Here is a 12,868-nt window from a genome sequence, read left to right as displayed (position 1 = left end):
CTCTCCCTATATCGGGGCTGACCAAGGCGCTTGCGCTTTTCTATGCTGTCGGCCAAGGTTTTAGTACTTTACGCTTACTCTTTTCTTTTGTTTGTTCCTTTCTCCATTTAAAACTCAGAATGAAGGTAATGAGCGCGATGACTCCGATAAAAGCTAAGCTGATAAAAAAGCCTGGCCGGCTAGTGGCATGAAATAAAGTTCCACTAACCGCAATTAAGATAATAACCGCTCCAATGGTATACATAAATTTTTCCTTTGCCTTTAATTCTAAAATTTTCCTTGAGGAGGCTAGGATAAACAGCCAATTATAAAGAAGCATTAATCCAGCAGCGGTTGTTACCCACTCATAAATTTTATTTGGCAGTAACAAGGCAGAGATAATCGAAGCCGTTACTCCGAGCATGGTAATGATTAGCGTCCATAATGGTACCTTTAGTTTTCCTTTTTTCGCAAAGCAGACAGGCGCATCGTTCTCTTTACCAAGGGTTTCAAGAACACTTGTAACTCCATATAATGAGGCGGTCATGGTTGAAAATCCAGCAATAATTAAAGTGGCATTAAAGAAATGAGGAACAAAAGACAGCCGGTAGGAATTCAAGGCGACGATAAAGGTGCTCTCCTCTGTGTTAAAGTGATTCCAGGGTACCATGATAACAGCCAAACCAATCGACAGCACATAAATAAACATGAGGGTAAACAGCATCACTTTCCCAGCCTTTGGTGCTTCACTTGGATCTTTTAATTGCATAGCCATTAACCCTAAAATTTCAATCCCTCCAAAAGCATAAAAGGCAAAAATAACAGCTGACCATAAACCCGTAAACCCATGCGGAATGATTTCATTGGCACTATTCGGAAACTGAATTGGACTCTCTCCATCAATCACTCCAAAAATGGCTAAAAAAGCAATCACAATAAACATGGTGATCGCTGAAATTTTTAAAATGGCTAAAATATTTTCGAGCCTATTTAACAGCTTTACACCGATTAAAATAATCGTTAATCCCAATACAGCGTAAATAGCCGTGAAAATCCATAAGGGAATATGAGGAAACCAAAAACGCGAAAAGATGGATAGGGCTGTCAATTGGCTTCCCATAATCAGCACCTCTGAGGACCAATAGACCCAGCCACTGGAAAAGCCAGCCCATCTTCCATAGGCTTTCTTCGCATAGGACCTGAAACCACCTTGTAAAGGTTCTTTTGCGGTCATTTTGGATAAGGCGTCATAAACAAAATACGTACCAAGCGCAGCCAGTAAAAAGGCAAGTAGAATAGCAGGTCCGGTCATCCTTATGGCTAGACCGGAACCCAGGAAGAATCCCGTTCCAATTGTACAGCCCACTCCAAATAGTGACAGCTGCCACCATTTCATATTGTTTTTTTCGTTTGCACCGGATTTGGATTTACTCATTGTACTCTCCTTTAGAGATCTCTACCTGTGGCACCTGGTGATTTATCGGTATTGGATTGATTATTATATTCAGGGTCATTCAGGCCGGGCTGTTGATTTTTGTCACTTCCGATATATTTACCTTGATGTTTAAGCTCGACTTTTCTAAATTGATCGAAGTTTTCATTTACCATAATAATCTCCTCTTTTCTCTTCATTTTCACTTTTTCATTCTTAAGATACACGACCCTTTAAATCTTATTCGATATGGTCTTTAAAAACAGAAGGGAAATTTATTGGAATTAAAATTTCATTACATAATCAACCATGAAAAAAATGAAAATAAAGAAGAACAGTAAAAAAAACATTAATGGTCCTATCAAAAGTTGAATTGTGTTTTCTGAAAGGGGTTATCACATGTTATCAACACAGCAGTTAGCTGAGTTACGGTTACAATTATTAAAGGAAAAAAGTGATGTGAAGGAAAGGCTTGACCAGAACGACCATTTCGGTTTTGAACGAGCTCATGATCATGAATCGATGGGGGAGTTATCCAGCTATGATAACCATCCAGCAGACGATGCGACAGAACTTTATGAACGTGAAAAAGATAATGCCTTGCTAGAACACTATAAATTGCAATTAAGTAACATCAACCGTGCCCTAGAGGCAATGGAGAATGGAACATACGGTAAATGTGAGGTATGTGGCCAAGAGATTCCTTCAGAAAGGTTAGAAGCATTGCCAAATACCACTTACTGTATTAAGCATAGTCCTGACCAAAATGTCTCACATGACCGGCCCATCGAAGAGGGAGTTCTCATGCCTCCATTTGGTAAGTTTGATATGGATGAAAAAGACGAAAATGTTGCCTTTGATGCAGAGGATTCTTGGCAGACCGTCGCGGAATGGGGAACGTCAGACACTCCATCCGACTTAGCGTTCCCTAAAGATCACTATAACGATGTTTATAGTGAATCTGAAGAGGGTATTGGCTACGTAGAGGACTACGAAAACTTTGTTGGGAATGATATTTATGGAAAAGAAATCACTGTTTATCCTAATGCCCAGCATGAAAAATACGAAGATGCCTTAGACGAGGAAGGAATCATGACCATCTTCGGTGATTTACCAGCTTACGAACATGACCCATATGTAGACGACGATAAATGATGGCTAAAAGAAAACAGCTTTCAAATGAGAGCTGTTTTCCTTCTTGAGAATTGTCCAGCTACAGGCGCCATCGGCTCGAGGTCACAAACTTATCCAGTTGCGGCTCCTTGGGACTTAGGTCATAAGCCACCCCCTGAAGAAGGCAAAAAACGCCTTCTTACAGGATGTGTCTTATGCCCTCGTCCCAGTACAGTCGCCTCCACATTTAGAGCAATCCGTCCAAAAGGTTAAAGAACAACCTTCCGGCCGGCTTGTCCTGTGCTTGTCGCCGATTAGCGGGCGCCTTTCGCTTTTCTTTTTTAGCTTTCTGTATTGCCGGTTTTTCCGATAGGAATATCCTTACCATTCACATCATCAATAACGGCGCCGATTTCTCCTTCTGTATACACGTCGCTCACTTGTTCATGAGAAGTAGCAATACCAGAAGATAGGTCGTCGTTTTCTTCGTAGTAACTTCGATGATAGAAACTTCCGGCTAGTTCTTTTTTCGGATTTGCTTTTTGATGTTCCGCCATGGTAAATCCTCCTTTTATTAAATGAATGGTACAACCGTATTTTTTCTTATTTCACATTTCTTACTCCTAAAAAATTTGAAAGGAGCATTGACAGTATGAAGCAAAAAGATGAATTTCCATCCCGTGAAGAATTAGACGAGGCATTTCATTACCTCCATGATCAAATTAACCGGATTTCCGTCGTGGAAGAAATGGAAATGGTTAAAAAAGAAAAAGACGGGCTTGAGGATTAGGAGGATTTTTTTGCCTAAGTCCAACATTGCTTGAATGATGCAAGAGTTTTTCTCTAGACCCATCAAGGTCATATTTGATATGATTTTTAAGCTAATAAGAATAAATGTATGAAAAGAAGAGATCACTGTTGGCTAAAATACCGGCAGTGACGGTTTTATCTTAAAGGTGGTTTACTAATGGTAATGAGAGAAGCTCTGGCTAAAAAAGTAGCCTGGATAAGTGTGATCAGTAATGTCATTCTAACGGTCGGTAAAATTGTGATTGGTTGGTATGGGCATAGTGATGCCGTCTTTGCAGATGGTATTCATTCAGCGGCAGATGTATTTGCCTCTGTGATTGTTCTTTTGGTCATTAAAATCTCCAATAAACCCGCTGACAAAGAACATCCATATGGACATGGAAAGGCCGAAGTCATTGTATCGGAGATTGTGGGAATCCTCCTGTTCTTGGTTGCCATTTATGTGGCATTTGAAGGAATTAGCGGTTTCTTTCACGAGGTCGAATCACCCAGTTTATTAGCGATGTGGGTGGCACTATTTTCGTTTGGGGCAAAGGTGCTTTTATATCGGAGTTCAATGAAGGTGGCCAATGAAAATAACAGTAAAGCGATTGAGGCGATCGCCTATGATCATAAAGCCGATATTGTCGCATCGATTGCCGCCGCTATCGGGGTGTTCCTAACTATCATCGGAGAAAAATTCGATATTCATTTTTTACTGTACGGTGATAGAGCGGCCAGTGTTTTTGTTGCCTATTTAATTTTTAAAATTGCCAAAGAAATGATGACCGAAGCATTTGATATTCTTTTAGAGCGAAATATTGACTCGGAAATATTACAGGAGTATATCGCGGTTATCAAGGATTTTCCTGAGGTGAGAAGGATTGACCGGATCCGGGCAAGAGAGCATGGTCATTACATATTAGTGGATCTCCGGATTGCGATCGACCATTTTAAAACCATTAAAGAAGGGCATGATTTAGCAAAATCGATTAAGGGTGCACTCATGGACCAAAATGACAATATTCGTGAAGTATTAATCCATTTAAACCCTTATTTTCCGGAAGACAAATAATTCCTAAAAAAACTCCTTTGTACTTTGAGGCATTTCGGTTTATGATAGGATAGGATATAAAGATTAAGGGAGTTGATATTTTTGAGTTATTCCGTAGACCCGGACCCAAGTAGGCGGGAGGAAGTCAATGTGATCTTAGAATTGATTGAATTGAATATCAAAATATCAACTCTTAAAAAGGTTGTTGGCTTCCTCAAACAATGATTAGAGGAGGTTTTGCTATGTTAGAGATTTTTAAAAGCTCTGAAACAAGGGTTCTCGAGCAGGTTGACATTGTCACAAAAGGCTGCTGGGTCAATATGTATGCCCCAACAGCAGAAGAAATAAATAAAGTTTCAAATGATGCTCAGGTTGATGTAGATATTATTAAAGACGCACTGGATGATGAAGAACGTCCGAGGATTGAACGGGATGACGGCCGAGTATATATTATCGTCGACTTTCCCTATATTGTCCAAGATGATTCAGGTCTCGCTGTGTATGAAACCATTCCGATTGGCATCATCTTAACGGAGGATAATATTATTACGGTTTCATTAAAGGATTCACCGATTATTGAAGAATTCCGGAAAAATCGTGTGAAAGATTTTTATACGTTTAAAAAAACTCGGTTTGCTTTGCAATTATTGTTTGTGATTTCGTCTTACTATCTTCGTTATCTTAAGCTTATTAATAAGAAAACAAACGACATCGAACGTGAAATACACCAATCATTAAAAAATAAAGAACTGTATGCGTTTCTAGCATTAGAAAAAAGTTTAGTTTATTTTACGACATCGTTAAAATCAAATAAGGTTGTCCTCGATAAAATCTTGCGCTTCAATTACTTAAAAATGTATGAGGAAGACAAAGATTTATTAGAGGACGTTATTATCGAAAAAACCCAGGCGATTGAAATGGCAGAAACCTATCGATCCATTTTATCAGGGATGATGAATGCATTTGCCTCCATCATTTCGAATAACTTGAACATTGTGATGAAGTTTTTAACGTCCATTACGATTATTTTGTCCTTCCCAACGATGGTGGCTAGCTTTTATGGGATGAACGTGGATATTCCTTTCCAGCACGCACGCCATTCCTATGCCTTCCCATTAATCCTCTCGGCATTTTTAACGAGCTTAACAGCATTTATTTTTTGGAAAAAGAAATATTTCTAATCTACCAGTCTTATAGGCTGGTATTTTTTTTATTTTGAATGAATAAAAACTGATGGCAGAGAATAAGGAAAACGCTACTTGTAGGAGATTTTCAAAGATGTCACATATAAAAGATTTTGAAATCGATAAACAGATTTGTATGCAATTTGAAGAAGACCGGGAGCGCTTTGCTGGGGCAGTTGTTCCGCCGACTTTTCAAAACACCTTATTTACGTACCCAACACTGGATGAGCTTTCGGAAGCAGTACAGTTCGAAAAACAACATTATGTATATGGAAGAGGCACCAATCCAACCGTTGAAATTGTTGAAAAGAAGTTAGCTGCTTTAGAACGAGGGGAGGAATGCAAAACCTTTGCATCTGGAATGGCAGCGATTACGGCAGCGATTATCAATAGTGTTCAAAGTGGTGACCATATCCTTTGTGTCAGTCATTTATATTACTCGACCATGGAACTACTCAAATATCTAGGGAAATTTAATATAAGTCATTCGGTTGTATATTCTACTAATACCGAGGAAATTTCTCAGGCCATCCAATCCAACACGAAAGTCATCGTTCTGGAAAGCCCCACGGATATGAGCTATCGTTTGGTTGACCTTCCAGCCGTCAGTCGACTGGCAAAGACAAACGGTATCCGCACCATTATCGATAATACATGGGCCACTCCATTATTTCAGAAGCCACTAACGCATGGGATCGATATCGTAGTTCACGCTGCCTCTAAATATCTTGGTGGTCATAGTGATGTTCTAGGCGGGGCATTAATAACTAGTAAGAAAATCATGAAGTCGATTTTTGATAAGGAATACCTGCTAATGGGTGCTGTCATGCCTCCCTCTGAGGTAACATTATTATTGCGCGGATTACGGACATTACCTTTACGGTTGCTCGCCCACCAGGAGAATGCTTTAAAAGTAGCCGCGTTTTTAGAGTCACATCCCCATGTAGCAAAGGTTCATTTTCCTGGACTAGCAACCCATTCGGATTATTTACTAGGAAAAAAGTTATTAACCGGTTACAGCGGCTTAATGAGTTTCGAATTAAGGGAAGCTCATTACCGCCAAGTGGAAAAAGTCGTTAACAAATTGAAAGCTTTTAAAATCGGGGTGTCCTTTGGTTCTTTTGAAAGTCTTGTGTCATCTCCTAACCTTAGTAATAATGAGGGACAGTTACTAAGAGAACATATAAGTCCGGGGACGATTCGTCTTGCAGTTGGTCTTGAAGATATCAATGTCTTAATTGATGATCTAAAACAGTCTTTAATGGATTAAAATGAATAAAGTAAACGAGGTGATCGAAATGAAAGAGCCAGATGCTAAGCAACTGTTTGAAGATGAGGAATGGGAAAAAAAGGCGATGGAGCAACTTTACGGTGTTGAACCAGAAATGAGTTTACAAACAGCCCGTTTCGCTACAACTGAAAATCCTCTTTTAACAGAATATAACCACGAGAGAATTGAAGACGAACAATAATCGCCTGAATGAAATGAATGCTAAAATGGGTATCCTATTTGTATGTGTGTTACTTTAGCAGAGGTTAAGGAGGATATCATGAAATCATTTATCGTTGGATTTCACCAAGAAGATAATGTAGACAGTATGCAGATACAGAAATTAAATCAGCAAGAGTTCGAAAAAGCCACTGCAGGCGGGACGAGACAATTATTTGAATTAGACACCAATATAGGCTTCTTTGTCTTTTTTGATGCTGCTGACATTGATGGGGCGCTTTCTTATATGGTTTTGCAATATCAGGAGGATCAAGAGGAGCCCATTGGCTGTTATTCTTTTCAGCTGAAAGATTTTTATGAATTTATGGCGCTATTTTTAAGCGATGTTTATGCTGGTGAGGAATCAGAGCAAGAAGAAGAAGAGGAAGCGTACGGTCCGGTTCATCATTTAGCTCATTTACTGTATCATATTGTGGCAGAGGGCAATGACCTCAAAGTATAACAAAGAAAGCACTGGCCCGTGGGTCAGTGCTTTCGTTATTTTAGTCCTTCGCTGTTTGTTTCGTTACTTCTACACGGGCTTTCCCCATGAAAAAGATGGTAATAGCTGCGAGGGCAATCGGAATGAGTGTAAGCATAAAGGTGTGTGTAATGGAATAGGACATGGCATGAACAATTTTATCTAAAATAAAATCCGGAATTTTCGTACGTTCACTGGCTTGGAAAATTTGCCGAGGGTCCCCCATTTGAAATGACGATCCACCATTTCCTTGCATCCCCTTAAATGCCTCTGTTAATTGATCGGTAAACATATTACCTTGCAGCGTACCAAATATGGTAACTCCTAATGTCATACCAAAAGAACGTAAGAAGGCATTAGTAGAATTAGCTGTTCCTCGGTATTGAGGTTCAAGATTATGCATCGAGGCAGTTGGAAGCAAGGAGAAGGAAAAGCCGACCCCAAATCCAACTAAAATCATATAGATGGTCAGTAAGTAACGGGCTGTATCAACCGTCATCGTACCCAGTAAATACATGCCGGCAATATAAGAAATAATCGATAAGAACATCAAATTTCGGAAAGACGTCTTCGTTAAAAAGATCCCTCCAATCGAGCTGCCTGCCACCGACCCTAACATCATCGGAGTTAAAATTAATCCAGCATTTTTAGCAGTGCCACCATAGACAGCTTGCACGAATATAGGAATAAACACGGTTAAAATAATAAATGTTCCTCCATAAAGGAACGAGAGAATTTGCGATGCGGCAAACAAACGCCGCTTAAACAGCCATAGCGGTAAAATGGGTTCAGCTGCCTTAAATTCGGCAATAAAGAAGGCTATAAAAAAGATAAAAAAGCTTGCAAATAAACTGATGATTTGAACTGAGTCCCAATCATATTCCTTACCGCCTAATTCCAGGGCAAACATCAGACTGATCACAGAGATGACAAGGGTAATCGCTCCTAGATAGTCAATTTTTTGCTTTGTATGCTGTAAGGATTCATGGTAGTACCGAACAATTAATATAATCGAGACGATGCCAATTGGTACATTGACATAAAAGACCCAATGCCAGCTGATATAATCGGTAATATAGGCACCAAGTAAGGGTCCTAATACACTGGAGGCACCAAAAACAGCTCCTAATAAGCCAGTCATTTTGCCACGGTTTTCAGGTGGGAAAATGTCAAAAACAATCGTGAACGCAATGGGCATAAGCGCACCGCCGCCAATTCCTTGAATGGCCCGATAAATACTCAATTGGATGATGCTCTGGGCAAGACCACAAAGAGCAGAACCAACAAGAAAGACGATTAAGCCAAAAAGAAAGAAACGTTTCCGGCCGTACATATCGGAGAGCTTACCGAATATCGGCATACCCGCCATAACAGCAACCATGTAGGCAGAAGTTACCCATACAAATTTATCAAATCCTCCAAGGTCTGAAACAATGGTTCCCATCGCAGTGGCAACAATGGTATTATCCATTGCGGCCATTAAAATGGCGAGTAGCAGCCCCGTAACAACAAGCTTAAGATTAGTGCCCTGTTTAATCATATTAAACTCCTTTTTTCTTCTGAAATGTAAATACAAATACTTCCTATGCACTCCTCTGCATTTATTTTAGCACCTCATTTTATCGAGTGAATGAAATAATTGTCAATTGTAATCCTCGCTTAAATGACACAAAAAAAGAGACTTTTACAAGCCTCTTTTCAAAATATAAGAATGTTTAAATTTGGACTTCGAGAATTGTCCGGCTTCAGGCACCGCTTTTCTAATTATCTCTGGAAGAACTCGACTTTTTCACGATCCGGACCTTGAACAAAGAAATTTCGATAACCATTTGGCAAAGTGTCCACTGCTTCGCTGAGGAAGTTTACCTCCAATTGCTTTAACCGTCCGAATTCCTCTTCAATATCATCGACTAAGAAGGCCACATGGTTGACTTTACCTTCACTTGGAAGATTAGGATCTCCGCCATGGACTAATTCTAATTCCGTTTCATCGGAACCATTGAAGCCAAGGAATGCTAATGTTATAGCCCCATCTGCAATCGTAAATTGATTCTTTAATTCCATGCCAACAATCTCTTGATAAAAGGATAGAGAAGCCTGTAGGTCGCTTACAAAGATACCAACATGGTCCATTTTTTTGACTGCCATTATATTGCTCCTTAGCTCATTAAGATTTTAAGACATCATGGTCCACATAGCGTTCACCATTGATTTCACTAATCACATTAATCGCTACTTTTGCACCGTCGCCTGCAGTAATGATGGTATGTACACTTACACCAGCAACTGTTCCTGCTGCCCAGATGCCTTCAATATTGGTTTTACCCGCTGCATCAACATCTAATACTGTTTTAATTCTTGGTTCTGTACCTGGCTTTGTATTGAGGCCGATGGTTTCCGCGAGCGTTACCAAAGCACCAGTTGCCACAATCACATGTTGGGCTTCGTATTCATTTTGATCTGTTACGACTTTAAAACCATTTTCCGATTTTTGAACATCGGTAACAGTAGCTTCTACTAATTCAGCCCCAAACTTAGTTATTTGCTTTTTACCGATTTCAATTAAATCTGGTCCAGTTATTTCAGCAACACCATAATGGTTTTCTATCCAAGCCCGTTTTGTCATGCTTTTGTCGTTATCAACAACCAGAGTTTTCTTACCTGCTTTGGCTGTGAATAAGGCAGCACTAGCCCCTGCAGCTCCTGCTCCAATTACCACTACATCAAACATCGAAATCCCTCCAATATTTAGTAATAATCATAGCTTAGCGCAATTGAAAACGATTGTAAAACGAAGTGCTTAACTAAGTATTTAGATTACTCTTGCTATTTTTCTAAATAATCTATATTTTAAAATCAAAGAAGAAAATAGGGGATTAGCATGATCGAAATCAAATTTCTAGGTGATTCAGCCATTCAAGTTTCTTTTGGAAACGAAATTAGTGAACAGACTCACTTCAAGATTCAGACCTTTATGACGAGGTTAAAAAAAGAGGATATTAAGGGAATAATTGAGTTGGTTCCAGCTTATTGTACTATCGCAATCTATTATCAACCGACTGTCATAAGATACGAAGAGCTAGTGATGATCATAGAAAAAATCTATGCTTGTGCTCTCATGGAAAAAGAAGCTACTCATCCAAAAGTATATGAAATCCCTGTTTATTATGGGGGGGAAACAGGGCCTGATTTATCGTTTGTTGCAAGGACGCATGATCTAAGTGAAGAAGAGGTTATTCAGCTGCATTCAAGCAAGGAATACCTCATTCATATGATGGGATTTGTGCCGGGGTTTCCCTATCTAGGAGGGCTGCCAGAAAAGCTTGCAGTTCCTAGGCTTGAACATCCACGCCCAAGGATTCCGTCAGGTTCAGTTGGAATTGGTGGAAACCAAACGGGCATTTATCCAGCTGAGGTCCCGTCTGGATGGAGAATCATCGGGATCACACCGGTAAAGCTGTTTGACGTAGAACGTCGGCCGCCATTTCTTTTTGAGGCTGGGAACTATATTAAATTTTACCCGATTGATTTTCATGAGTATAAAAGGATTCAAACATTAGAGGCTGATCAAACATACGAGTTAAATACAATAAAAAGGGAGATAAATAATGACTGTGATTGATTTGAATAGTGATTTAGGAGAAAGTTTTGGCGCCTATAAGATTGGGAATGATCAAGAGGTTTTACAGCACATATCATCAGCGAATATCGCCTGCGGTTACCATGGCGGAGACCATAATGTTATGTTTGAAACCGTTAGTCTTGCCAAACAATATGGAGTTCAAATTGGAGCCCATCCTGGATTCCCTGATCTAGCAGGATTTGGGAGAAGAGAAATAAAGCTTTCTCCACGAGAAATCTATCATCTTGTTATCTATCAAATTGGCGCCTTAGACGCTTTCTGTAAAGTGAATGAAACGAACTTAGTTCATGTAAAGCCGCATGGTGCATTATACAATATGGCCTCCGTCAGCCGCGATTTGGCCTATTCCATCGCCCAAGCCGTATATGATGTGAATCCTGATCTTGTGTTATTTGCCCTTGCTGGAAGTGAACTAGCAAAGGCTGGGGAAGAGAAGGGGCTAATAGTCGCCCATGAAGTGTTTGCTGATAGAACCTACCAGCCTGACGGTACATTAACCTCGCGCCAAGAACCAAATGCGATGATCCATGATGCAGAATTTGCCATCACACGAGTGATTCGTATGATTAAAGAAGGGAAAGTCGAGGCAGTTGATGGGACGGATATAGCGATTCAAGCCGATACCATTTGTGTGCATGGAGATGACCCGCAAGCACTTGAATTTGTAACCAAAGTAAGGCAGGCCTTACTTAAAGAAAACATTCAGATAAGAAAAAGTTGGGGACCAAAATGAAGGCTATTTTTAAAGTCGTGAAACCGGGACTGCAAACAACGGTCCAGGATTTAGGCCGATTTGGTTATCAGCAATATGGAATCAGTCCATCCGGGGCCATGGATATATTCTCGATGCAAGTGGCTAACATTCTGGTAGGAAATGTTGACGGTGAAGCGGTTCTAGAGGCAGCCTTGACAGGTCCCAGACTTGAAGCCTTATCTGATATAGTCATTGCGATTTGCGGCGGTGATTTTATTCCTAAAGTCGATGGGGTAGAGGTAAAGATGTGGAAAAGCTTCCTTTTACGAAAGGGACAAACTCTAGAAATTGGTTCTTCTCATCATGGAGCCAGAGCTTATATTGCCGTTGGCGGCGGTATTGACGTTCCGCTTGTTTTAGGCAGCAGGTCTACTTTCCTAAATGGAAAGTTCGGAGGATATAAGGGCCGGGCATTACAAAAGGATGATGTTTTATATGGTGCACCCAGCTTGCGGAAACCATTTAAGAGACTGCATCCGGAATTAGTACCAGAATATAGCAAAAGCCTGACCGTACGGGTTATTTTAGGTCCACATGAAAATAAATTTACGGAGCATAGTATCAATCGCTTTTTTAATGAAGAATTTATAGTTACCCATCAATCCAATCGGATGGGCTATCAGCTAAAGGGACCAAAGCTAGAACACATCGGTGGACCAGATATTATTTCCGACCCCATCCCATTTGGCGGAATCCAAGTCCCCGCAAGCGGGCAGCCCATTATTCTCCTCGCCGACCGGCAAACCACCGGCGGGTACACAAGAATCGCCACCATCATTTCCGTTGACATTCCTAAACTGGCTCAAGCGGTGCCTGACACCATTATTCACTTTACCAAGGTGTCAATCGAGGAAGCGCAGCGGCTGTATGTTCAAAGGCAGCGATTATTAAGGTATTTGCAGCTCGGGGCAGCGAATTAAAAAGAACCATCATGTCCGTTTAGGATTTGA

Annotated in this window: 16 protein-coding genes; 10 read left to right on the top strand and 6 right to left on the bottom strand. The window is 40.3% G+C overall.

Going from position 1 to position 12,868, the window contains the following annotated elements; genetic code table 11:
- Positions 1–40: 40 nt before the first annotated feature.
- Both JOC76_RS06530 and JOC76_RS06525 read right to left on the bottom strand, forming a co-directional pair.
- A complete protein-coding gene (locus JOC76_RS06530; RefSeq protein ID WP_205176792.1) occupies positions 41–1,414 on the bottom strand; it encodes an amino acid permease in 1,374 nt (457 codons plus the stop codon).
- A gap of 11 nt (positions 1,415–1,425) precedes the next feature.
- Complete coding sequence (locus JOC76_RS06525; RefSeq protein ID WP_205176791.1) at positions 1,426–1,611, bottom strand: hypothetical protein; 186 nt, start codon at positions 1,609–1,611, stop codon at positions 1,426–1,428.
- 199 nt (positions 1,612–1,810) lie between these two features.
- On the opposite strand from JOC76_RS06525, the gene JOC76_RS06520 reads away from it, so the two are divergent.
- Complete coding sequence (locus JOC76_RS06520; RefSeq protein WP_205176790.1) at positions 1,811–2,566, top strand: TraR/DksA C4-type zinc finger protein; 756 nt, start codon at positions 1,811–1,813, stop codon at positions 2,564–2,566.
- Positions 2,567–2,865: 299 nt separating this feature from the next.
- Here the strand turns inward: JOC76_RS06520 and JOC76_RS06515 are convergent, their stop codons facing one another.
- Entirely contained in the window at positions 2,866–3,081 is a 216-nt protein-coding gene (locus tag JOC76_RS06515) for a YozQ family protein (protein WP_205176789.1), read from the bottom strand.
- A gap of 95 nt (positions 3,082–3,176) precedes the next feature.
- Between JOC76_RS06515 and JOC76_RS06510 the strand changes: the two genes are divergently transcribed.
- The 6 genes from JOC76_RS06510 to JOC76_RS06485 all read left to right on the top strand — a co-directional run bounded on the left by JOC76_RS06510 (position 3,177) and on the right by JOC76_RS06485 (position 7,503).
- A complete protein-coding gene (locus JOC76_RS06510) occupies positions 3,177–3,314 on the top strand; it encodes a hypothetical protein (RefSeq protein WP_205176788.1) in 138 nt (45 codons plus the stop codon).
- A gap of 177 nt (positions 3,315–3,491) precedes the next feature.
- A complete protein-coding gene (locus JOC76_RS06505; RefSeq protein WP_205176787.1) occupies positions 3,492–4,388 on the top strand; it encodes a cation diffusion facilitator family transporter in 897 nt (298 codons plus the stop codon).
- 221 nt (positions 4,389–4,609) lie between these two features.
- On the top strand, positions 4,610–5,548 hold the full coding sequence (locus JOC76_RS06500; protein WP_205176786.1) for a magnesium transporter CorA family protein: 939 nt from the start codon (positions 4,610–4,612) through the stop codon (positions 5,546–5,548).
- A gap of 97 nt (positions 5,549–5,645) precedes the next feature.
- Complete coding sequence (locus tag JOC76_RS06495) at positions 5,646–6,821, top strand: trans-sulfuration enzyme family protein (RefSeq protein ID WP_205176785.1); 1,176 nt, start codon at positions 5,646–5,648, stop codon at positions 6,819–6,821.
- A gap of 1 nt (position 6,822) precedes the next feature.
- A complete protein-coding gene (locus tag JOC76_RS06490) occupies positions 6,823–7,023 on the top strand; it encodes a hypothetical protein (RefSeq protein WP_205177024.1) in 201 nt (66 codons plus the stop codon).
- A gap of 78 nt (positions 7,024–7,101) precedes the next feature.
- Positions 7,102–7,503 (top strand): cytosolic protein, encoded by a 402-nt coding sequence (locus JOC76_RS06485; RefSeq protein ID WP_205176784.1) that lies wholly within the window; start codon positions 7,102–7,104, stop codon positions 7,501–7,503.
- Positions 7,504–7,543: 40 nt separating this feature from the next.
- Here JOC76_RS06485 and JOC76_RS06480 read toward each other — a convergent pair whose 3' ends face one another.
- From JOC76_RS06480 to JOC76_RS06470, 3 genes are all read right to left on the bottom strand, one after another.
- Positions 7,544–9,061 (bottom strand): MDR family MFS transporter, encoded by a 1,518-nt coding sequence (locus JOC76_RS06480; RefSeq protein ID WP_205176783.1) that lies wholly within the window; start codon positions 9,059–9,061, stop codon positions 7,544–7,546.
- Positions 9,062–9,285: 224 nt separating this feature from the next.
- The gene (locus JOC76_RS06475; RefSeq protein ID WP_205176782.1) at positions 9,286–9,669 is read right to left on the bottom strand and encodes a VOC family protein; all 384 of its coding nucleotides are present in this window, start codon (positions 9,667–9,669) and stop codon (positions 9,286–9,288) included.
- Positions 9,670–9,688: 19 nt separating this feature from the next.
- Positions 9,689–10,252, bottom strand: a complete 564-nt coding sequence (locus JOC76_RS06470) for an FAD-dependent oxidoreductase (protein WP_205176781.1) — start codon at positions 10,250–10,252, stop codon at positions 9,689–9,691.
- A gap of 150 nt (positions 10,253–10,402) precedes the next feature.
- Here JOC76_RS06470 and pxpB point away from each other — a divergent pair, with 150 nt between their 5' ends.
- Genes pxpB through JOC76_RS06455 form a run of 3 tightly spaced genes read left to right on the top strand, consistent with a single transcriptional unit; the run spans position 10,403 to position 12,838 of the window.
- Positions 10,403–11,143: a 5-oxoprolinase subunit PxpB gene (gene pxpB / locus JOC76_RS06465; protein ID WP_205176780.1), complete on the top strand. Its 741-nt coding sequence runs from the start codon at positions 10,403–10,405 to the stop codon at positions 11,141–11,143.
- Entirely contained in the window at positions 11,130–11,897 is a 768-nt protein-coding gene (locus JOC76_RS06460; protein ID WP_205176779.1) for a LamB/YcsF family protein, read from the top strand. The genes pxpB and JOC76_RS06460 overlap by 14 nt, the downstream gene beginning before the upstream one ends.
- A complete protein-coding gene (locus JOC76_RS06455) occupies positions 11,894–12,838 on the top strand; it encodes a 5-oxoprolinase subunit C family protein (RefSeq protein ID WP_205176778.1) in 945 nt (314 codons plus the stop codon). The genes JOC76_RS06460 and JOC76_RS06455 overlap by 4 nt, the downstream gene beginning before the upstream one ends.
- Positions 12,839–12,868: the final 30 nt, after the last annotated feature.

Origin of the sequence: Neobacillus cucumis (genome assembly GCF_016908975.1) — a bacterium.
In the GTDB taxonomy this organism is placed as follows: Bacteria; Bacillota; Bacilli; order Bacillales; family Cytobacillaceae; genus Neobacillus; species Neobacillus cucumis.
Note: the sequence above shows the minus strand (reverse complement) of the source record. Positions and strands in the feature narration are given on the sequence as shown.